This window comes from Vaginella massiliensis (genome assembly GCF_900089075.1).
GTDB lineage: Bacteria > Bacteroidota > Bacteroidia > Flavobacteriales > Weeksellaceae > Weeksella > Weeksella massiliensis_A.
In genome coordinates this window covers 886,087-908,173 of record NZ_LT593747.1, presented here as the reverse complement: position 1 = coordinate 908,173, position 22,087 = coordinate 886,087, and the positions used below count along the sequence as shown (strand labels likewise).

The following is a 22,087-nucleotide window of genomic DNA, read 5'->3' as shown; positions in this document are numbered from 1 at the left end:
CACGTTGATAGGCTATAGATGTAAAGGCAGCGATGTCATAGTCGAGTAGTACTAATTACCCATAGACTTTTTTCAACAACGATTAAGAATCAATCAATCAAAATCAAACAAACACAGCTAAGTGCTAGGCGTTGTTAATCTTTCTTGTGTAAGTAAAAAAGCGAAATCAAAAAACCGAAAAAAAACTGTTAACCTATAGCATCGACCAGTAGAAGTCAAAAAAAATACGCTTAGAGAAGCGCACAATCTTAGGGTGACTATAGCGAAAGGGCTCACCTCTTCCCATTCCGAACAGAGAAGTTAAGCCTTTCAGCGCCGATGGTACTGCAACTGCGGGAGAGTAGGTCGTCGCCAGTCTTTTTAACCAAATCCTCAACTACCAACAGTTGAGGATTTTTTTTTGAAGAAAAGTGAAAGCGGTTAGCTTCTAGCCGTTAGCTATTAGCTTTCAATTATCAATTTTCACCTTTCAACTTATAACTCTTAACTTATAACTTTTAAGAAATAACTTTTTCACCCTATCTAACTTCTTCATATAACGAACGAATAATTCCGTCGGAGAGTCCGATTTTTGGGACATGAATTTTTTTAGCATTAGACCATTTGGCTACTTTATTGTATATCTCCAACGCATAAACGACAACATCTGCTCGGTCGGGTTTCATGTTGAATTGAGTCATCCGTTCTTCTGGATTCAGTTTGAGGAGTATTTTGTTGTGACGATTCAAATAACTCACACTCATTGGTAAGCCCAATTTTACACCAGAATATTTGTAAACATGGTTGATATTTCCACCAGCGCCGATCAATTCGATTTCCTCTTCCTCAATAGTATCTTTTATCCATTTTTGCATAGACGGGAAAACGTCAGAAGCTTCTTTGTGTTCCAACAAACGTACGGTTCCTACGGCAAACGATTGTGATGCTTGTACTTGCTTGTTTTTCAGGTAGGTAAGCTCGGTGCTACCTCCGCCAACATCTACATAGAGGAAGGCTTTATCTTCTGTAAGAAATTTATTCAACCCTGCACAGAATAGCATTTCTGCCTCCGTTTTACCGTCGATAACTTCGATTGCTATATTGGCTTTTTTCTTGATTTTGTTGATGACTTTTTGACCGTTTTTTGTTTCACGCATTGCCGATGTTGCACATGCTCTATAATGTTCAACTTCGTAGACTTTCATCATCAGCGAATAGGCTTGCATGGCGTCTACAATTCGGTCGATATTTTTGTCTGATATTTTACTGTTGTTGAATACATCTTGTCCCAAGCGTATAGGCATTCTCACCAAAGCTGTTTTGTTGAATACAGGCGGATTGTTGGTTTCCTCGTAAACATAGTTGATGAGTAGGCGTATGGCGTTTGAACCTATATCGATGGCTGCAAGTTTTTTAATCTTCATGTTGTTGTTCTAATTTTTTTAAATAATCGTAAGTAGTAAACTGCGATCGAATTGGTATTTTATCATTTTTTTGGTATCGAAGACTAGAGTCTAGATCATGAATTCTACCTTTCACATTGTCATTAAAACCAAGATCAAAAGTATCCATTACGATTTGTTTCAGTTTAGGATCTTCAACCGGGCAAGCAACTTCTATCCTAAAGTCTAAATTTCGTTCCATCATATCGGCCGACGAAATATAAACTTCGTGTTGCTCATTATTCACAAACCAATAAACCCGTGGATGCTCCAAAAATTTATCGACTATGCTGATGCTTCTGATGTTATCCGACTGATTTTCGATTTGTGGCACAAGGCAGTGAATTCCCCTTACGACCAATCGTACAGGCACGCCTTCGTTCGAAGCTTCGTAGAGCAAATCGATGATTTCTTTGTCGCTCAAGCTATTCAATTTCAGGTTGATGCCTGCGGCCAAACCTTTTCTATAATTTTTTATTTCTCGTTTTATAAACTTCACTAAACGCTTTCTGGTTTGGAAAGGTGAAACCAATAATTTACGGTACGAATGCGATAAATAATTGGCATCGAAGAATTTGAACAATTGTTCGATTTCGGTTACCAAGTCATTTTTGGCTGTAAAAAGGGTAAAGTCTGAATAGACTTTTGCGGTGCCAGCATGGAAATTTCCAGTACTTACAATTCCGTATTTTGTTGCATATCCTTCTTCGGGTTCCCGCTCAATATACGCAATTTTCGAATGCACTTTGAGCCCCGGAACACCAAAAATCACATTTACTCCAGCATCTTGCAATCGTTTCGACCAGTTTACATTGTTGGCTTCATCGAATCGGGCGCGCAATTCCAAAACGGCTGTTACCTCTTTCCCGTTGATTGCGGCGTTGATTAACGATTTCAACACTTGTGAATCTTTTGCGACGCGATAGATGGTGATTTTCAGTTTTTTTACCTTCGGATCGATGGCTGCTTCTCGCAAAAACTTCAAAAATAGAGAATAATCATGGTAAGGCGCATACAACAACTGATCGTTTTCTGTAATTCCTTTGAAAAATGAAGGATATTTCAAGAAGCTTTTTTGTACAATCGGCTCTATTTTTTCGTAGGTGAGATCGCTTTTTCCCAAGGTTGGAAATTTCATCAAATCGCTTTTGTTATGATATTTTCCCCCAGGATTGATGCTGTCGTATTCATCGAGGTTCAACTTTTTTCGAATATATTTCAAGGTATCCTCTGCAATCTCCCGGTCGTAGACCATGCGTACGGGCTCGCCTTTTTTTCGACCTTCCAATCCGATAGCAACTTTTTCCAATATGGTATGTTCGAGGTCGTTGTCTATATCCAATTCAGAATCTCGGGTAATCTTGATCGAATGCGCTTCGATATGATCGAATTCAAAAATCTTGAAAATGTCTTTGAGGTGGTATCGGATAATATCTTCGATATAAATTACATACTGATTTTCGTTGATTTTTGGCAGCGTAATGAAGCGTGGAAATGTATCGGTTGGTACCGAAACAATGGCGTATTTGGGTTTGTTTTTTATCAGCATTTTTACAGCTAAATAAAAATTTCCGTCGCGAAGTTGTGGCGCTTTTAGGTGATCTTCTAAAATCATCAAGCCCACGGTATGGTCGAATTCTTTGTAAAACGTCTCGGTAAGATAAGGGATGTATTCTGTAGGAACGTTCTCGTGATCGATGACGAAAATATTGTGTTCTTTCAGCTTTTCGAATAAGACATCGTACAAATCATCGTATATTTTTCTCTGGTTTTCAACCTCTTGATTGATTTGCTCGATGAGCTCTTCGTCTGTCTGATTTTCGATGATGTTTTTGTAAACCTTGTTTACTTTTTTCAGTTGGATTGAGCGCAAAATGGCCGAATATCGCACCGAATAAAATTCGTCGAGATTATTGGAATAAATGCCCAAAAAACGGATGCGTTCGAGCAACGGAACCGATTCGTCTGCAGCTTCTTGTAGAACGCGTTCGTTGAATCGAAGCCAACTTATTTCGCGATTGATGTATCGTGTTGTTTTCATAAATCTTTCGGTTTTAGTAACATCGTTAACTTTCCTTTTTTCATATCTTGCCATTGATCGATTTCAAAATCTATTCTCGCCACTCCAGAGGTTGGGAGATTGTCGAGCTCAGCATCTGAAAATTGATTGATAAAATCGGTAAATGCAGGGTTGTGTCCAAAAATAATAAGGTTGTTAGGGGGGTATTGTTTTCTTATCCAGCTTTCCAATTCATCTACAGAAAATGTATAGAGCTCTTTGGATGTGGTACAGGTTGTTTTACAAATTTCGGTAACCAATTTTGCGGTTTCGCTCGCTCTTTTGGCATAGCTTGAGTGCAATTCGAAATTGGTAAAATCGAAATGCTGTTCGAGATAGGTGGCCACTTTTATGGTGCGTTTGATGCCTATTTTGCTCAACGGTCGTTTTTTGTCTGCCACAGGCTCGTCCCATCTACTTTTACCATGTCTGAATAATAAGAGTGTTTTCATATCGCTTTATCAAAACCGAAAGGAGTTTATTTAAAAATAACATAAATTTTCGAAAAAAAAACGAAAATTTAATTACAAATTTGGTTCGTAGGCAATCATATCGCTTCGCAACCATACCGGAATTTCTATCGATTTGTTGATCGATAGGTCGATCAATACCTGTGTAGATGTGCCCAGTGCGTGCACAATTCGCTCTCCGTTTTTGTCGTCGCTCACGATTACATATTCAAAATCGAAACTTTTGTTGCCAATAGCCGATATGCGTATGCCCAATTGCACGTTGCGGTGCGTAAGGCGCAGTTCTTTGAAGTATTGGCAAGAAATATTGGCAATGACAAACATGTGTTTCATCCAATCCCAATTTTTCGACATTTCGGTCATATAATAGCCTCTTCCGATCTGAAAATATTCAAAATAATACACATTGTTTACATGCCCGATCGGATCTAAATCGTTCCAACGTATTTCTAAATTTTTATAGAATTTGAAGTTTTCTAAATTTACATTCATCTTTATAACATTTTGCAGCTAAGTTTTCTTCCGACGATTACATTTTTTTTAATGATTTGATATTCAAAATAGAAGACTCATTTAACCTGTCAAAAGAAACTCATCTTAGCATTTTGTTGTCGAATTTACTAATTAAAGCTCGATTTTGAGAAAGATTTCTGATTCTCCGCAAACACACCTAATATTTTTAGTATATTAGCGCTCAAAAAGCAGGGATTATGAACATATTCAGTTTTACGGCTCATTTCGGTTCGGAGGAAGATTGTCGTTTGCATTTCAAGGAGCAGCGTGATAAGGAAGGGGTTGTCTGCAAGCGATGCGGGGGCACTTCCCATTATTGGTTACAGGGTAAATGGAGTTATGAATGCAAAGGTTGCCGTTTCCGCACCTCGTTGCGCAGCGGTACGATCATGGAGAGCTCCAAGCTGCCGTTTCTGGTGTGGTACAAAACGATGTTCCTGATGAGTTGCACAAAAAAGGGATTCTCCACCAACGAACTCCAGAAGCAATTAGGATTGAAGCGTTACGAACCGGTATGGGCGATGGTACACAAACTCCGCAGGGCGATGGGCAACCGGGATGCAAGGTATACACTGGAAGGGATGATAGAACTGGATGAGGGTTACTTTTCGGTGGCCAGTAAGGAAATCGAGCGAGGCAAGGGTACACGTGGCCGGGGAGCCGAGGGAAAGCAGAACGTTGCGGTGATGGCCGAAAGCACCCCGTTGGAAGATATCGAAACGGGCAAAAAGGAGAAGCATGTGCGTTATTTCAAGGCCAGGGTACTGGATAGCCATCAAAGTGAAGGAATCAACGGCGTGGTCAGGGACTGCATGGAGGATGATGCCATCGTATTTTCGGACAAAAGCACTTCTTACGTTGACATCTCCGATCTGGTGGAATTGCACGTCACCGAGAAATCAGACGCCAAAACCACCAAGGAAACACTCAAATGGGTGCATATCGCAATCAGTAATGCAAAACGGACATTGCTGGGCAACTACCATAAAATCAAAAGGAAATACTTACAGTTGTATCTCAACGAGTTTATTTACAAATTAAACAGACGGTATTTTGGAGACAAACTCTTTGACAGACTAGTAATTGCGAATATAACAGGTGCATAAACGGATAATCAGAAAGATTTTATATAAAGAAAGTAAAAAATTTTCTTCTGCTTTATTAATGAATTTCAATGGATGAAAAATAGAAAAAATACGAATTTCTAAAGTTTGTCTAACGGCGAAATCACCGTGTGCAAAGTCTTGTTGGTGACGTGCGTGTACGCCAAAGTTGTGGCGATTCTGTTGTGCCCCAACAGTTTCTGAATGTGAGAAATATCGGTTCCCAACTCGAGCAGATGCGTTGCATAACTGTGTCGCAGGCTGTGAATGCCAACTTTTTTCTGAATTTTTGCTTTTTGCATCGCATTCTTGAAAATCATTTGAATCGATCGCACCGACATGGCGTTTTTCTGGTTGCCTTCGAACAAAAAATATTGAGGTTTGTAGATCAAATAATAGGTGCGCAGTTCTTGCAAAATGCTTTCGGGCAAGCCAACAAAGCGGTCTTTTTTACCTTTGCCGCGCTCTATTCTCACCACCATATTTTGGCTATTGATGTCGGCAATTTTCAGGTTTACAATCTCGCTTACACGCAGTCCCATGCCGTAACACAATTTGAGGATGGTTCTATGTTTTAGATTTTCGGTGACCTCGAAGAGTGATTTTATCTCTTTTTTATTCAATGTTTTGGGGAGTTGTAAAGGTTTTTTGGGACGAGGAATGTCAAAAAACATGCGTTCGTTTTTCAGGATTTTTTCATAATAATATTTTACCGCATTTATACGACTATTGATCGCCGTTTCTGATAATTTACCTTGCGTTACACAGTACAAAAAATAAGCTTGCAATTCGTCTGGTGTAACGGTTTCTGCTGGCTGATTGTCGATGAATTTGAGAAAAGTAGAAAACTCGGTGCGATAATTATCGATTGTTTTTGGGCTATAAGATTTCAGTTTCAGGTGGTCGATATAGTTGGAGAAAGTTTTTCGATTGACAGGGTGAATTTTTTGGATAGCGTGCAAATAATTTTTTTCTAAACCAAAAAACTCGAGACTAGCTTTGGTATACGGCGTGTACCAGCGTTTGGCGGTATACGAAAAACGAGGTTTGCAAAATCGCGAAAGGATTCGAACATTCTCTTCGGAATAAGGGAAATCGATCCAAATCACATTTTTACCCCGATGCGTTGCAATTTCGAATTTGAAGTCTNTATTGAAAGTTTATGAACTGCCTTTCGCAAAAAAAGAAGGTTCAGAAAATATCGCTGGCGGCTATGATGGACTTACTCCTGAGACTTTGCTTAAACACCTGACCAACCCAGACGAATATGACATTGACGATAACGACAAAGTTTCAGTGCTTGAATGTGAATGTGGATGTGATGGTTGCTGGCCAATGAAAGTAAAGGCATACGAATTGGGTGACAAAATCATTTGGGCTGACTTTGAACAACCACACAGAACTGTTGATAGTCATAACTTTTGGGACTATTCAAAATTCGGACAATTGACTTTTGACAAGAATAACTATAAAGAACAATTAGACGTGTTGAGACAGACAATTAATAGTATAACAAAATGAGAGAAAGAAGAAGCACTGGCTATAACACGGGTTTTGCGTCAGGCGGGGTGACGTGCAAACTTGGAGCTTTGTGCTTCTATTCAAGTTCAGTGCAGGTTGACAGTTTTGTGCTCCGATACCCGCCCGAACGCAAAGCCCGAAAACGTTACCCGCAATTCGACCAAACAACCGCTCCAAGAGAAATAATGAAAACATCCTCTTTGAAAAGTTGTGAGCCTTGCTTCGTAGGTTTCCCAATTGTTATTCCTTTACATTCGGTTATGATTGTTTGAGCATCTTTTGAGTATCCATTTTTGAATTCGACATATTTATATTCAGAAAATCGAATACTATTTTCTATTACTTTTTTAGGCATTCCTCCAAAATAAGGAATGAAATTCTTCCCTTTTAATTCTTTGATTTTTACCCAATCTTTTAAACCAGAAAACTTTAATTCTTTGATTAATCTATAAGACCAATAATCTTTAGTTTCCCGATATTCTTCTGTTTTTTCACCTGATTTTATCAAATCAAACCATTCCTTTTTTACCGTTAATTTAAGAACTGCGGGTAACACAGGTTTGGCGAAAACTGGGGTTGAAGTACTTGTATTCATTTTTCTGTAATTAATTAAACTTTAGGTTATTTATTGAGCTTGTGTGCTAAGTTGCCCCAGCATCGCCAAGCCTTTTATCGTTATGTGGCATTATAAAAAACGATACTAGTGAAAATAAAAGATATACATTTAAAGAATTTCAGGTCATTTGAAGATTGCATAATTGAGTTTGAAGACTTTTACACTGCAATTTGTGGCAAAAACAATTCAGGCAAGTCTAATATAATTAGAGCAATTTTAAATGTTTTGGGGCCAGTGAGTAACCGACATAGGCTAAATTATCACACGGATTTTCCCGTATGGAAACCAAAAGCATCAAAAGAAAGCATTGAACTAACTGTAAGAATTCAATTAGACTGTAAAGCGGATATTGGACTAATTAAATTTTTGCAAGTATTTCTTAAAGACTCTAAAGACGATAAAGAAGAATTTGAAATAAAAGATACACAGCTAATAATCAAAATAATCTTAAATACTAATCCTAAAGATTCGAGTACAGAGATAACTGTAGAAAATAAATCTGTATCAGACAAATATAAGGTTGGTGAGATTTTGCGTAGAATTCATTTCGCTCAAGTAATCGTTTTTCACAATTCAACTCAACCTCAAAGTCCGTTTAGAAGAACAAATCACGGACAACTTGAAAATTTAAGCACAAAAGCCAAAGAGTCTATTGAAGGTAAAGTAAACCAAATCAACAAAGAATTATCAAAAGCAATTCAAAAACATAAATCTGAACTACAGGAGTTAATTGGTAGATTGCAAGAAAAATATGAAGTAGGTTTAACATTTAGTGGTTTCGATATGGATTACGAAAGGATACCATATGAAATATCGTTAGGTGAAAAAAACTTTGAACTACCGCTTGATGAATGGGGAAGCGGCACAAAAAATAGAACTTTAATATTAAGCAGTATTTTCAATGCTAAAAATTTGATTGACCAAGATGATGAATCAAACAAGATTACACCAATTGTGATAATTGAAGAACCTGAATCATTCCTACATCCATCTGCCCAGTCAGAATTCGGTAGGATTTTACAAGATTTAAGTAAAGAGTTGGAAATACAAGTTATTGCCACAACTCACAGTCCTTATTTGCTAAGTCATCACAATCCAAAATCAAATATTCTTGTAAAAAGAAATATTCAACGCAATAAAATTAGAGAATCAAAAATTGAAGAAATAGAAGGCACTAATTGGCGAGAACCTTTTGAATTGGCCCTAGGTATGGTTGGTCCTGAGTTCGAAACTCTTAAAGAAGCATTTTTTAGCCAAGAAAATAATATTATGCTACTCGAAGGTTCAATTGATATTGAATATTTTAATCTATTAAGAGATAAGAAACACGGAGAAAAACGTCTTAAATTTTCAGGCGAACTTTACCCATATGGCGGATTTGGATTTTTAAATAACCCAGTTTTGCTAAAATTTATAAAGGAGCGATTTAATAAACTTGTTGTCACCCTTGATTTGGATGCAATCTCAAATGTCAAACAAAATTTTGAAAAAGCAGGGTACATTAAAGATAGCGATTACTTTGTAATTGGATTAGACAAGCCAGTGACAGATGTGTAGAAGGTCTTTTACCAGACTTTATAAAAACCAAAGTAAATAATGATAATCCCGAACTTGTTTTTGGCTTACAATCAGAAAATCAAACTGAGAGAAAATCAGCAAAAGATAATCTGAAAGCACTGTATCTTGAAGAGTTCAAAAAAGACTTAAAATACGATGAGAGCTACTTCTCGGAATTTTATAAACTCGCAGAAAAAATGAACAAGAAACTAAATAACGCCACATAACAAGCGTTTGGCTCAATGGCGGGTGAAGTGGTTAATTGAACATTCTACCTCGCATCAACTTTTGTGGTGTATTGACAGTTTAGTGCTCCGAAATCCGCCACTGCGCCAAGCGCCAAAACGTTATCTGCCATTTTATAAAAAATCCCGCATAAATGAATGAAATTGAACTTAAAACGATAAAAGCGACACCAAAAATTGGAAACGAACATTTGACTTTTAATGAAAAAAGTGTAGGATATTCTTTACTTGAATTTTGGCAATGGAGTGTTTCTGACATTTTGAGTAATGCAACTCGTGGAAGATTTGCAGAATTTATTGTTGGAACTGCTGTTGGAATGAACCCTAAAAATTTACGTGATGAATGGGATGCTTATGATGTAACTTCAGAAACAGGAATAAAAATTGAAGTTAAATCTGCTGCATACATTCAAAGTTGGGCTCAAAAACAATATTCAAAAATTTCATTTTCAATTAGAACTGCTCAATTTTGGGATGCCGACAATGGAATGTCACGAGGAGAACCAAAAAGACACGCAGATGTTTACGTTTTCTGCCTATTACATAACAAAGACCAAGAAACAATTGACCCAATGAAAATGGAACAATGGGAATTTTATGTTCTTCCAACTTGTGTTATTGATAATTATCAAAGAAGCCAAAGTTCAATTACTTTAAATTCTCTTTCCAGATTAACAAATTGCGTAAACTATGATGAACTAAAAGAAAAAATTGAAAATTGCAATGTTCAACAATGTGAATATAAGAAAAACGGCAGATAACATGGGTTTGGCAAAAGCGGGGTTGAAGTTATCATTTTGAAGATTTCAGCACTTTTCGCCGCAAAAAACCATTTAGTTTTTTTATTTTTTGTAATTTTGAAAAAACGAAAATGGTTTTTGCTCGGTTCGGGTTTAGTTGGAATTTCCGGCTTTCTTATCCCCGCCTTCGCCAAGCCCTTTCCCGTTACCTGCAAGCGTAAAACAACGTTCGTGCTAAAAAACGACATTTCGGGAAAATCAAAAAATAACGAAACAATTTTTACCTAACTTTGTAAAATGAAATTTATATCTTTAATATTAGCCGTTTATGTATTGCTGTTATCAGCCGTACCGTCTTTTATTGAGGATAAATGTATGCAGGAACATACCACCGAGCAAGGACAAAACGAACAAGACGAAGATTGCAGTTGCTGTTCGCCTTTTTTTAACTGCAACACCTGTACGGGATTTGTTTTAACCAACTTTCATTTTTCGATTAAACATTCAGTAAAAGAACCCCAAAGAAAATTAGGCACAATGCCAACACCGCCTATTTCAGACTTTCCTTATTCTATTTGGCATCCTCCACAATTGGCTTAATATATGGTGCTTTCCGCCCAAACTGATTTGTTACGGTGCTTTCCACCGTTATTACTTATTTATTAAATATTAAGCATTATTTTTCAATGAAAAAAATACTCTTTGTGTCATTTTTTATGACACTCAACCTTTGTGTATATGCACAAAATACGTTCAAAGCTGTAATTAAAGACAGCGAAAAAAAAGAGCCTTTAATGGGCGTAACCGCACAGGTAACAGGCACTACAATCGCCACAATTTCCGATGAAAACGGACAGATTATATTAACAGGTATTGCAAACGGTTTGCAAGAAATTCAATTTAGTTATATCGGTTTTGCCCAACGTACCGACAGCTTTAATTTTCCGTTAGAAGATACAGCTCCGATTGAAATCCTACTTTATGAACAATCGGAAGATTTGGAAGAAATCGTTATTTCATCAACAAGAAGTACAAGAACTATCCAAAATATCCCCACACGTATTGAGTTTATAGGAAGTGAGGAGTTAGACGAAAAAGGCAATATGAAAGCAGGGGATATTCGTATGCTTTTGGCAGAAAGCACAGGCATCCACGTACAAACCACATCGCCCACAAGTGCCAATGCAAGTATTCGTATTCAGGGGCTTGACGGACGATATACGCAAATTTTAAAAGACGGTTTTCCTATTTATTCGGGTGCTTCGAGCGGATTGGGTTTGTTGCAAATTCCACCGCTTGACTTAAAGCAGGTTGAGGTTATTAAGGGTTCAACATCTACGCTGTATGGTGGTGGAGCAATAGCAGGTCTGGTCAATCTGATTTCCAAGACACCAACGGAAGAAAGGGATTTACGCTTTCATTTAAACGGAACATCGGGCAGAGGTTTAGACATCAACGGTTTTTACGGACAGAAGTTTAAGAAAATCGGAACGACAATATTTGCTTCGCACAATCGCAACGGAGCTTACGACCCTGCACAAATCGGGCTTTCTGCCATTCCCCAATTTGAAAGGTATGTACTGAACCCTAAATTATTTGTTTACTTCAATGATAAAACAAAAATGAACTTTGGTATCAATACCACCATTGAAAACCGTTTGGGTGGCGATATGCTCTACATCAAAGGCAAAGGAGATAACACCCATCAATATTTTGAAGAAAACAAAACACAGCGTTATTCCACTCAATTTGTTTTTGACCATACTGTAAACGAAAACAGTTTTGTACAATTCAAAAACAGCGTAAGTTATTTTAACCGCAATACGGCTATTCCGAATTACGAATTTGAGGGAACGCAGACCGCTACTTTTACGGAAGCAAGCTATACGCACAGCAAAGAAAAATCGGAATGGGTAACAGGCGTTAATATTTGGACTGATAATTTTAAAGAAAAACAGATTACTGCATTTCCGTTGAGGGATTATACTCATACCACATTCGGGGCTTTCGTTCAAAATTCTTTTAAGGCTACCGATTGGCTTCAATTGGAAGCAGGTTTAAGGACGGATTATGTGATTGATTATGGAGCTGTTTTTTTGCCAAGAGTATCGGCATTGTTTAAGATTGCAAATGGATTGACTTCACGTGTCGGGGGCGGATTTGGCTACAAAACACCAACCATTTTTACCGAAGAAAGCGAACGCATACAATATCAAAACGTAATGCCTATTAACGATAAAACCAATAAATTAGAAAGGAGCTACGGAGCAAATGCAGACATCAACTACCGTACTAATATAGGCGATGATTGGACATTCAGCATAAATCATTTATTCTTTTACACCTATTTGGATAACCCTTTGTTGCTTCAAAATATAACTGCAAATACTTATCAGTTCATCAATTCATCGGGCTACATTCATACCAAAGGAACAGAAACAAATATCAAAATCGGTTATGATGATTTTAAATTGTTTTTGGGCTACACTTTTACCGATACCCGATTGATTGAAAACGGAATAAATACCGAAAATCCATTAACACCAAAACACCGCATTAACTCTGTACTGATGTATGAAATAGAGGATAAATGGAAAATCGGTTTGGAAGCCTATTATTTTAGTCCGCAAAAGCTCAATGACGGAACAACAGGTAAAGACTATGTGATGTGTGGCTTTATGGCTGAAAAAATTTGGGAAAGATTTTCTTTGTACATCAACTTTGAAAATTTCCTTGATACAAGGCAGACCCGTTTTGACAACATTTATACAGGCACAATAACCAACCCTGTTTTTAAAGACATCTATGCACCATTGGACGGATTTGTAATTAACGGGGGAATAAAATTTAGACTTTAAGAAGATGAATAAAACCATATTTAATATAACAAAAATGGATTGCCCAAGTGAGGAGCAATTAATCCGTATGAAACTGCAAAACTTTGATACGGTAAAGTCATTGGAATTTGATATTCCCAATAGAAAACTAAATGTTTACCATAGTGGAAACCCAGAGCCGATTTTTTCGGCTTTGGAAACCTTGAACCTAAATACAACGCTGATTTCAACCGAAGAAACTAACGCAGTTGTTGAAACAGATACAAGCAATAGCCAACGGAAACTACTATGGACGGTATTGATTATCAATTTCGTTTTCTTTGGATTGGAAATGTTGTTCGGTATTTTTTCCAACTCAATGGGATTGGTAGCGGATAGCTTGGATATGCTTGCCGATAGCATCGTTTACGCATTGGCTTTGTTTGCTGTTGGGGGTACGATTGCAAGAAAAAACAATATCGCCAAATTTGCAGGTTACTTTCAAATCCTGTTAGCCGTTATCGGTTTTGTTGAAGTTATCAGACGTTTTATCGGAATAGAAGCGATGCCCGATTTCAAAACAATGATTATTGTTTCTGTTTTGGCATTGATAGCAAACGTACTTTGTCTTTACCTGTTGCAAAAGAACAAAAGCAAAGAAGCACATATGCAGGCTTCGATGATTTTCACGTCAAACGATGTTATAATCAATTCGGGAGTTATCGTTGCGGGAATTTTGGTCAATTGGTTAAACTCGAGTTATCCCGATTTGATTATCGGAGCTATTGTATTTGTAGTTGTGGCAAGAGGAGCGTATAGAATATTGAAATTGGCGAAATGAAACCGAAAGAACGCCAGCAGGTAACATCGGTTTTGCAAAAGAGCGGGTTAAGTGCAAAATTCAACATCTGTGCTTTCTATCCGCAAAAACCATTTTTTATTTGCTCTTTTTTGTAATTTAGCAAATAGAAAAAATGGTTTTGCTTGCGTTTGTGCTAAATTGAAAGTTTAATCTTTCTAATCCGCTCCTTCGCAAAGCCTCGAAACGTTAGGCGATATTTTACAAAAAACTATGAGAATAATTTTAACTATAGCAATTACTTTTTTTTCTACTTATTTAATTGCACAAAAAAAATGTGATTGTCTAAAAGTACTTGATTATATAACAAATCAAATTGAAAAAAATTCAGCTTCTTATGCTCATCAAGTAATTGAATATAAGAGACAAAACGAGTATAATAAACATAAAACTCAGACACTAAAAATAGCTACAGAAATAACGACAGAAAAAGAATGTTTAGGAATTGTACAATATTATCTATCATTTTTAAGAGATTCTCATCAAGAACTATATGTTACAAACGAATATTACCCTTTTAAATCTTTTAATGATACAACATCTGTAAAAAAATTCCTACAAGAAAATGTTGAAAATCATAAACTGAAAAAAAATAATTCAAAAAAAATACTAGGAAATTGGCATTATAAAAATGGTTTATTCTCTGTTCAGATACAAAAAAACAAACATAAAGGAAGAGAGTATATTGGAGTTTTAACCGAAAATTTTAATAACAATAATCAATTTTTAGGATATAAAGGAGATTTAAAAATTGAATTTTATAAAAATTATAAAGGAGAGTTGTTTGCGATTTTTTGGAGTTTCGGGCAAAAACCGTCTTCCTATAAAGTTGAACTTAATGGTGATACATTAAAATTAGGTAGAAGTCTAACCTTTTATCGAAATGATAAGGACATTAAAAAAGTAGATGACTTTACACCTTCTGACTCTACTTATTTTAAAGAATTAAGCAGAGCAACAAACTATATCAGAATAAACACTTTTGATTACGAAAACAAATCTTTGATAGATTCTATCATCAAAATGAATAGACAAAAACTAGTTTCTAAAGAAAATTTGATTATTGACGTTAGAAACAACGGAGGTGGAAGTGATTTAAGTTATTATCCTTTACTTCCTTTTATAATGGATAAAAAGTCTTATCAGAACCCAATTGCAGCATCTTCGATATGGGTTAGTAATGATAATTTTCAGGACTATTATAATGAAAGATATATGTATGGTATAAATACGAAACAAGATAGTTTAAATGCAGATAGAGAAATTGAGGAATTAAGAAAACATATCGGAGGATTTGAACCTTTTGTAAAAACTACTTCAAAAATAGATTTGATTTATTCTTATCCGAAAAAAGTTTATATCCTTCAGAATAGAAAAGATGCAAGTTCAACAGAAGGTTTTATATTGACGGCAAAACAAAGTGCCAAGGTAAAAACATTTGGAGAAAATACTGGAGGATATGTATCTTATGGTGAATGGCGGAAATTAGGAATTCCTAACTTTCCTGNAAAAAATTAGTTTTATTAAAAGACCCTAAAAAAGGAATTGAGAGAAATGAAGCAACTGTTGAAATTAAACCCGAATAAAATAACTGCTGGTAACATCGGTTTGGCAATATGGCGGCTGAAGTGCTTCTATGAAACATTTGTGCAAGGTTCAACGGCAGTAATTCTATTGAACTTTTGTGCAAAAAATCCGCCACTATCGCCAATACGCGGCCCGTTACCTGCAATGCGCCCCCAAAAATCGGGAAAAGCAGAAATCTTTTTAACCTTATGACTGAAATAGATATAAATTTTGATTTTCGAAATGATAGTATTTGTGGAGACCCTGATACAGACAGTCCAAAATTGTATGAAAATCACAAAATGTTATGGAGTAAAAATTTACCTTGTACAAGAGTTCTTAACTTAGAAACATTGACAATTGGAGGTAAATATGGAAGAATTGTTTTAAAAAATAATCTTTGTGACAATTTATCAAGTGACAGAATGTGTCCTCATTATGTTGGAAAATATAACGGAAAATTTGATAGTTGGCTAAGTGAAACGGAAAAAGAAGAATTTAAACATAAAGCAAGAACAATAGGAGGACATATTGTTTTTCCTGCTCACAAAAAAGGCGGATTTACAATAAATCAAGCGAGAGGTGTAAATAGAAAAATTTGCGATAGATTTGATTTAACTTTGGAATGCATTCGACGATTTTATATTGAGGAAAAAAGTCCACTTTATGATGCAATTTCAAGATATGATGACTTTTTCCATTTATTTAAAGACTTTGAAAATTATGTAAACTTCTTTATGTTACAAGATTTTGTTGATGAAACTTATCAAGTGAAATTTTCATTGCCTTTTGACAATTTTGTTCGCTCACCATTACCAGAATCTATCGAAGAATACAAGCAGTATAAAACCAATACAATTGACTTAATTGAAAAAAGAAACAACAGAATTTTAAAAACGCACAGCAGGTAACATCGCATTGGCAAAATGGCGGGGTAACGGCTAAGTTGAAAGTTGTTACATATTTAGCCGCCGAATGTGTTCCACATTCAGCTTTTTTTAATAATTTAGCTTCCGTGGAAACACATCGGCTACGTTCTCGCTAAATTGAACTTTTCGTTCCATTTAGCCCGCACTTCGCCAATACTTTTTCCGTTAGCTGTAATTCTAAAAAAACTCTTCAAAATGAAATCAATCCTAAACGTAATTTTTTCAATTTTTATTCTTGTAACCTTCTTTTCTTGCTCACAAACTAAGAAAGCCCAAAACTTTGAACCTAAAATAGTTTATCAAACAGATGATTTAATAATCACTCAACTTTCTGAACATACTTATCAACACACTTCCTACTTTCTTATCGAAGATTTCGGAAAAGTCGATTGCAACGGAATGTTAGTTCAGGATAAAAATGAAGTGATTATTTTTGACACACCTGCAGATTCCACCAGTTCAGTCGAATTACTATCTTGGGTAAATAATAAATTGAACAATAAGATAGTAGCTATAGTTGCCACTCATTTTCACCTCGATTGTGTTGGAGGACTGAAAGAATTTCATAAAATGAAAATCCCTTCCTATGCTAATTTTAAAACCATCGAGTTTACAAAAGAAAAAGGATTTAATGTTCCGCAAAATGGATTCAAAGATTCACTGATATTAAATGTTGGTAACAAAAAGGTAGAAGCAAAATTCTTTGGTGAAGGTCATACAAGAGATAATGTTGTTGGCTATTTTCCTTCAGAAAATATAATGTTTGGAGGATGTTTGATAAAAGAACTTGGTGCAGGAAAAGGAAATTTGGAAGATGCTAATGTTGCAGAATGGTCAAAAACTATAGAAAAAGTAAAAAAAGAATATTCTTCTGTACAACTGATAATTCCAGGACACGGAAAATTTGGAAACCGTGAACTTCTTGACTATACAAATAACCTTTTCAAAACTCTTTAAATAAAAATTGAAAAAAGAACTACAGCTAACAAGGTATTGCCAAAAGCGGGGGTGAAGTGCTAAATTCAAGGTTAGTGCTTCTATCTCCGCCAAAAACGAATTTTATTCGTTTTTTATTCTTAAATTTATCTCATAAAAATTCGTTTTGGCTTGCCTTCGTGCAGAATTTAAGCTTTCAGCCATAAATTCCCCGCCTTCGGCAATACCCAAACCGTTATGTGAAAGAATAAAACGGCACCTCCAAAAAAGAAAGTACCGTTTCGAAATCAAATTTACATTATTCTCAATCCACTATTTCTGAAACAGTTGATTTTTCTATTAGGAAAATCCCATCAAAAGAATCTACTATTTCAGTTTTTAGATGTATAGAATCAAAACGAATCTTACTACAATTTTTTAATTCCTTACTTTTATTGATTATTAAACAGCATTCTTTTCCTGATAATTCCTGCATAAAAAATTCAACAGAATCCGACTCTGGAGAATCAAGTGGAAATTTATCAACCCTAAAACCAAATTGATAATCATTATCAGGATACAATGCGGCAGTTTCTCCACGTAGATTAGTTATTGCAAATGCTTTGTATTTTTCTCCAAAAGTCATCGAAAGTCTTTGCCCCATTGGATAACAACTAATAAATCCGTCAAAATCGACCGGAGTTTTTTGAATGTGAGCATTGTGGGCAACTAAAATAATCTTTTTACCAAGTGAATTTTTCAAAAACCAATCAATACTTTCTGCCATATACTGGTCTTTTGCTCCCATATCTCCCTCAATTCCCTTTTCAGTAATGAAGCTTTCCATAGCATCAGCATTATAATTCATATAAATCAAGCCTTTAACTTGATGAAGTATCGATTGAAACTCTAAACTTTCCAGTTTTGGTTGAAGAGTGACCAAACGAATGTAAACTTTTAATAGCAATGCTTTTAATTCATTATGTTCTGCTTCGTCAAAAAGCGATAAATTTAACGCAAGCTGAGAAGTCGAATAGAAATCAAATTTTTCAGCAAGATTTAAAATCTTCTGTAAGACATCAGAAGAAACGATTGAAAGTCTTTGTAAATAATCAGACACAATGTGAAAGTTTGGAAAATAAGAACCTCCATTTTTAGGAATATCAACACCCAAAAAGGTAATTTGATTATTATTGTCTTGATTATACCGACGAAGCCATAGCAAAGTATCTTTAAACTCATTTGGATAATAAAAGTGTGACAGTAACTTATCCAAATCGTCGAATGGAATTTGTGATTTTATCCACTTATCAACTTCTAATCCTTCAGAAAAACCAAACTCAAATGCCAAGGTGTCAAAATCACATTCAGTTACTAAAAACTCAATAACTTGATGTCTGAATTTAAAAAACTCTTTTATAAAATGTGAGTTTTCGCCTAAACCAACAATTGTAGAAGAATCAAAATATTCTCGAAATTGAAAAAGACTTTGCTTTATAGATGTATTATTTTCCGAATTAAACGGAAAAGTTAAAGGTTTTATATTTTTCATTATTACCTTATTTTAAATTAAAAATTAACGTACTAAAAAGTAATCATCTCAAAAAAGACGATTTAATCATTTACTTTAATTTTTAATTACCAAGGCTTGCTGAAATACATAAAATGTGAATTATTTGAATACAAAGATACTAAAAATTCCTTCACATAACATCGCATTGGCAAAATGGCGGGTTAAGTGCTAACTTAAAACTTTCTACATTTTATTCCGCCGAATGTGTTCCACATTCAGATTTTTTTTAATAATTTAGCTTCTGTGAAAACACATCGGCTACGTTACTGCTAAATTGAACTTTTCGTCCAATTTATCCGCCACTTCGCCAATGCGTTTCCCGTTATCTGCCATTTTATAAAAAATCCCGCATAAATGAATGAAATTGAACTTAAAACGATAAAAGCGACACCAAAAATTGGAAACGAACATTTGACTTTTAATGAAAAAAGTGTAGGATATTCTTTACTTGAATTTTGGCAATGGAGTGTTTCTGACATTTTGAGTAATGCAACTCGTGGAAGATTTGCAGAATTTATTGTTGGAACTGCTGTTGGAATGAACCCTAAAAATTTACGTGATGAATGGGATGCTTATGATGTAACTTCAGAAACAGGAATAAAAATTGAAGTTAAATCTGCTGCATACATTCAAAGTTGGGCTCAAAAACAATATTCAAAAATTTCATTTTCAATTAGAACTGCTCAATTTTGGGATGCCGACAATGGAATGTCACGAGGAGAACCAAAAAGACACGCAGATGTTTACGTTTTCTGCCTATTACATAACAAAGACCAAGAAACAATTGACCCAATGAAAATGGAACAATGGGAATTTTATGTTCTTCCAACTTGTGTTATTGATAATTATCAAAGAAGCCAAAGTTCAATTACTTTAAATTCTCTTTCCAGATTAACAAATTGCGTAAACTATGATGAACTAAAAGAAAAAATTGAAAATTGCAATGTTCAACAATGTGAATATAAGAAAAACGGCAGATAACATGGGTTTGGCAAAAGCGGGGTTGAAGTTATCATTTTGAAGATTTCAGCACTTTTCGCCGCAAAAAACCATTTAGTTTTTTTATTTTTTGTAATTTTGAAAAAACGAAAATGGTTTTTGCTCGGTTCGGGTTTAGTTGGAATTTCCGGCTTTCTTATCCCCGCCTTCGCCAAGCCCTTTCCCGTTATGTGTCATTTTTTTTATTAAATTTGTTAAAGGCTTATCGGAGTAAACCGAAAAAACGCTATAAAATAAGAGAGTAGGTAATAACTTTAATCAATTTTTTATGAAAAATTTAGTATTTTCAATTTCCTTATTCCTTTTTGGAACTTTTGCTTTTGCTTCAAGTGAGGTTGTCAATGGAAATGATAAGTTAGTTGAAATCAACTTATCAAAAACGATTGGAATGTTAACTGAGTGTTCAACTCAAACTGCAACTGATTGTGACGGAGACACAATTTCAGTTACTTGTTGCAGAACAACTTGGGAAGAAGCTTATGATTGTGCTGCTGCCAAGTTAAGAGCAGCATCATTTGCTGCTTGTTAATATTTTAATTTAAGTTTGCCCATTTTGGGCAATCTTTTAATAATTTAATTTCTATTATGAAAAAATTTACAATATTATTTATAATCTTTATTTTCTCAATTAAAAATACTTATTCTCAAGTTATTGAATATAATTTTAAAAATGTAAATTCAATACTTAAATATGAATTAATATTAAATGAAAATGGCGATAGTGAATGGAGAATGATTGTTAATGCAAAAGGAGATACAATTGATGATGAGGATTTTTCAAAATCTATTTTTAAATACAATAACTTATATTATTTAACAGAAAAGACAATTTCTAAACAATTAGAAGTTGTAGATAATCCTAAAATGATATGGAAAAAAGATAACTCTAAAAAAATGATCATTTTGGGACAAGAATGCCTTACAGCAACAACGAATTTTAGAGGAAGAAACTATATAGCATATTACACTAAAAATAATGTCTATAAAATTGGCCCTTGGAAATTTAATGGGCTAGATGGCATAATTTTAAAAATTCAAAGTGATGATGGAATGTATCTTTTTGAAGCTACAAATATTAAATTAGATGAGAAAAAATTTAATTTAGATAAGTTGAATAATTTTGTAAAACAAAATAATTTTCACAATTGGACAGAATTTGAGAAGATATATTTAATTGATATTAAAAATTATATAAGTGAGGAAAAATGCAATTGTGAAGATGATGGCAAAAATGTCTTGAAACTTTCAAAAATTGAAAAAATAGATCCTGAACTTCACGATGAAGGAATTGTATTTTAATAAAAGACCATAATGATAAGAGCATTTTTAATAACCTTTTTAATATTACTAACCAATATTATATATTCACAACAAAAGAATGTGATTAATATTATATATTCACAAAGTGTATTTTGGAATATTAAAGATTCAGCTAAATATACTAAAGAGCAGTATACTGCTTTGAAAAATGCAATGGATAAAAAAACCTATTTTCTTTTAAAAACTAATTCTCAAGAATCTATTTATAAAAATGAACCTAAATTAAATAATTCTTTACCTTCCAGCAACCTTGATATTACTTTTTCTAATTCAGAAAACTTTATTTACAAAAATTTTGTTGATTCGATTTCTATAACTGAAGAAACATATCCAAAAAGATTTTTTATTAAAGAGCAATTACCAAATTATGATTGGAATCTAACGGAAAAAAGTAAAAAATATAAAGATTTCGAAATTAAGTTAGCAACTTCAATCATTAATGGTTACGAAATAAATGCATGGTACACAAATAGTATAGAAATCAAAACGGGTCCAAAAAATTTCTGGGGCTTACCCGGTTTAATATTAATTGTAGAAATTACACATCAAAAAAGTGGTGAAAAGACTCAAATTATAATGGAAAGTATAAATTATGAAGATATAGATTACTCTATTAGACCTAGAATAAAAAATAATATAGTAGTATCAAGAGAATATTATAATCGAATTTTAGACGAACATATTAAAAAAGAAAATGAATTGTACGGTTTAGGGGTAGATAAAGATTAAATAAAACGACACATAACATGGTGTTTGCAAAATGCGGGCTAATGTGCCAGAACCAAACACCACGAAACATTATACGCAAAACACCTTCTTTTTACAATTTCATTATTTTAGCAAAAAGGAAAGTGTTTTACTTGGT

The 22,087-nt window shown here is 34.6% G+C and carries 21 protein-coding genes and 1 rRNA gene; 15 read left to right on the top strand and 7 right to left on the bottom strand.

Annotated elements, in window-relative coordinates; genetic code table 11:
- Window positions 1-249 precede the first annotated feature (249 nt).
- Window positions 250-357: ribosomal RNA gene (gene rrf / locus BN8061_RS11690) — 5S ribosomal RNA — on the top strand.
- Window positions 358-518: 161 nt separating this feature from the next.
- On the opposite strand, the gene BN8061_RS11685 is transcribed toward rrf, so the two are convergent.
- From BN8061_RS11685 to BN8061_RS11670, 4 genes are all read right to left on the bottom strand, one after another.
- Window positions 519-1,403, bottom strand: a complete 885-nt coding sequence (locus tag BN8061_RS11685) for a Ppx/GppA phosphatase family protein (RefSeq protein WP_068599457.1) — start codon at window positions 1,401-1,403, stop codon at window positions 519-521.
- Window positions 1,393-3,462 (bottom strand): polyphosphate kinase 1, encoded by a 2,070-nt coding sequence (gene ppk1 / locus BN8061_RS11680; protein ID WP_068599650.1) that lies wholly within the window; start codon window positions 3,460-3,462, stop codon window positions 1,393-1,395. The genes BN8061_RS11685 and ppk1 overlap by 11 nt, the downstream gene beginning before the upstream one ends.
- Complete coding sequence (locus tag BN8061_RS11675; protein WP_068599456.1) at window positions 3,459-3,932, bottom strand: SixA phosphatase family protein; 474 nt, start codon at window positions 3,930-3,932, stop codon at window positions 3,459-3,461. The genes ppk1 and BN8061_RS11675 overlap by 4 nt, the downstream gene beginning before the upstream one ends.
- Window positions 3,933-4,004: 72 nt before the next feature.
- Window positions 4,005-4,442, bottom strand: a complete 438-nt coding sequence (locus BN8061_RS11670; RefSeq protein ID WP_068599454.1) for an acyl-CoA thioesterase — start codon at window positions 4,440-4,442, stop codon at window positions 4,005-4,007.
- Window positions 4,443-4,660: 218 nt separating this feature from the next.
- On the opposite strand from BN8061_RS11670, the gene BN8061_RS11665 reads away from it, so the two are divergent.
- Complete coding sequence (locus BN8061_RS11665; RefSeq protein ID WP_005807145.1) at window positions 4,661-5,569, top strand: IS1595-like element ISBbi1 family transposase; 909 nt, start codon at window positions 4,661-4,663, stop codon at window positions 5,567-5,569.
- A 98-nt stretch (window positions 5,570-5,667) separates the two neighbouring features.
- Here BN8061_RS11665 and BN8061_RS11660 read toward each other — a convergent pair whose 3' ends face one another.
- The gene (locus tag BN8061_RS11660) at window positions 5,668-6,675 is read right to left on the bottom strand and encodes a tyrosine-type recombinase/integrase (protein WP_235802748.1); all 1,008 of its coding nucleotides are present in this window, start codon (window positions 6,673-6,675) and stop codon (window positions 5,668-5,670) included.
- 43 nt (window positions 6,676-6,718) lie between these two features.
- Here BN8061_RS11660 and BN8061_RS11655 point away from each other — a divergent pair, with 43 nt between their 5' ends.
- Window positions 6,719-7,087, top strand: coding sequence for a hypothetical protein (locus tag BN8061_RS11655; protein ID WP_154662323.1), 369 nt, complete (start codon window positions 6,719-6,721; stop codon window positions 7,085-7,087).
- Window positions 7,088-7,232: 145 nt separating this feature from the next.
- Here BN8061_RS11655 and BN8061_RS12080 read toward each other — a convergent pair whose 3' ends face one another.
- On the bottom strand, window positions 7,233-7,682 hold the full coding sequence (locus BN8061_RS12080; RefSeq protein ID WP_068599448.1) for an ASCH domain-containing protein: 450 nt from the start codon (window positions 7,680-7,682) through the stop codon (window positions 7,233-7,235).
- 108 nt (window positions 7,683-7,790) lie between these two features.
- Here BN8061_RS12080 and BN8061_RS11645 point away from each other — a divergent pair, with 108 nt between their 5' ends.
- The 8 genes from BN8061_RS11645 to bla all read left to right on the top strand — a co-directional run bounded on the left by BN8061_RS11645 (window position 7,791) and on the right by bla (window position 17,372).
- Complete coding sequence (locus tag BN8061_RS11645; protein WP_068599446.1) at window positions 7,791-9,260, top strand: ATP-dependent nuclease; 1,470 nt, start codon at window positions 7,791-7,793, stop codon at window positions 9,258-9,260.
- Window positions 9,261-9,639: 379 nt separating this feature from the next.
- A complete protein-coding gene (locus tag BN8061_RS11640; protein WP_068595102.1) occupies window positions 9,640-10,266 on the top strand; it encodes a hypothetical protein in 627 nt (208 codons plus the stop codon).
- A gap of 276 nt (window positions 10,267-10,542) precedes the next feature.
- Window positions 10,543-10,845, top strand: coding sequence for a hypothetical protein (locus tag BN8061_RS11630; RefSeq protein WP_013597267.1), 303 nt, complete (start codon window positions 10,543-10,545; stop codon window positions 10,843-10,845).
- 86 nt (window positions 10,846-10,931) lie between these two features.
- The gene (locus tag BN8061_RS11625) at window positions 10,932-13,103 is read left to right on the top strand and encodes a TonB-dependent receptor (RefSeq protein ID WP_068599441.1); all 2,172 of its coding nucleotides are present in this window, start codon (window positions 10,932-10,934) and stop codon (window positions 13,101-13,103) included.
- Window positions 13,104-13,107: 4 nt separating this feature from the next.
- Window positions 13,108-13,902, top strand: coding sequence for a cation efflux transmembrane domain-containing protein (locus tag BN8061_RS11620; RefSeq protein ID WP_045972337.1), 795 nt, complete (start codon window positions 13,108-13,110; stop codon window positions 13,900-13,902).
- Between the two features lie 231 nt (window positions 13,903-14,133).
- The gene (locus BN8061_RS11615) at window positions 14,134-15,438 is read left to right on the top strand and encodes a S41 family peptidase (RefSeq protein WP_068599439.1); all 1,305 of its coding nucleotides are present in this window, start codon (window positions 14,134-14,136) and stop codon (window positions 15,436-15,438) included.
- A 257-nt stretch (window positions 15,439-15,695) separates the two neighbouring features.
- Window positions 15,696-16,397: a DUF6994 family protein gene (locus BN8061_RS11605; protein WP_068599435.1), complete on the top strand. Its 702-nt coding sequence runs from the start codon at window positions 15,696-15,698 to the stop codon at window positions 16,395-16,397.
- A 213-nt stretch (window positions 16,398-16,610) separates the two neighbouring features.
- Entirely contained in the window at window positions 16,611-17,372 is a 762-nt protein-coding gene (bla, locus tag BN8061_RS11600; RefSeq protein WP_094745969.1) for a subclass B1 metallo-beta-lactamase, read from the top strand.
- Window positions 17,373-17,655: 283 nt separating this feature from the next.
- Here bla and ere(D) read toward each other — a convergent pair whose 3' ends face one another.
- On the bottom strand, window positions 17,656-18,882 hold the full coding sequence (ere(D), locus tag BN8061_RS11595; RefSeq protein WP_017686219.1) for an EreD family erythromycin esterase: 1,227 nt from the start codon (window positions 18,880-18,882) through the stop codon (window positions 17,656-17,658).
- Window positions 18,883-19,257: 375 nt separating this feature from the next.
- Between ere(D) and BN8061_RS11590 the strand changes: the two genes are divergently transcribed.
- The 4 genes from BN8061_RS11590 (at window position 19,258) to BN8061_RS11575 (ending at window position 21,951) form a co-directional block, all read left to right on the top strand.
- Window positions 19,258-19,884, top strand: coding sequence for a hypothetical protein (locus tag BN8061_RS11590; protein ID WP_068595102.1), 627 nt, complete (start codon window positions 19,258-19,260; stop codon window positions 19,882-19,884).
- Between the two features lie 286 nt (window positions 19,885-20,170).
- On the top strand, window positions 20,171-20,431 hold the full coding sequence (locus BN8061_RS11585; protein WP_068599433.1) for a hypothetical protein: 261 nt from the start codon (window positions 20,171-20,173) through the stop codon (window positions 20,429-20,431).
- 56 nt (window positions 20,432-20,487) lie between these two features.
- Window positions 20,488-21,201, top strand: a complete 714-nt coding sequence (locus BN8061_RS11580) for a GLPGLI family protein (RefSeq protein ID WP_068599430.1) — start codon at window positions 20,488-20,490, stop codon at window positions 21,199-21,201.
- 12 nt (window positions 21,202-21,213) lie between these two features.
- Complete coding sequence (locus BN8061_RS11575; RefSeq protein ID WP_068599428.1) at window positions 21,214-21,951, top strand: GLPGLI family protein; 738 nt, start codon at window positions 21,214-21,216, stop codon at window positions 21,949-21,951.
- The last annotated feature ends 136 nt before the right edge of the window (window positions 21,952-22,087 follow it).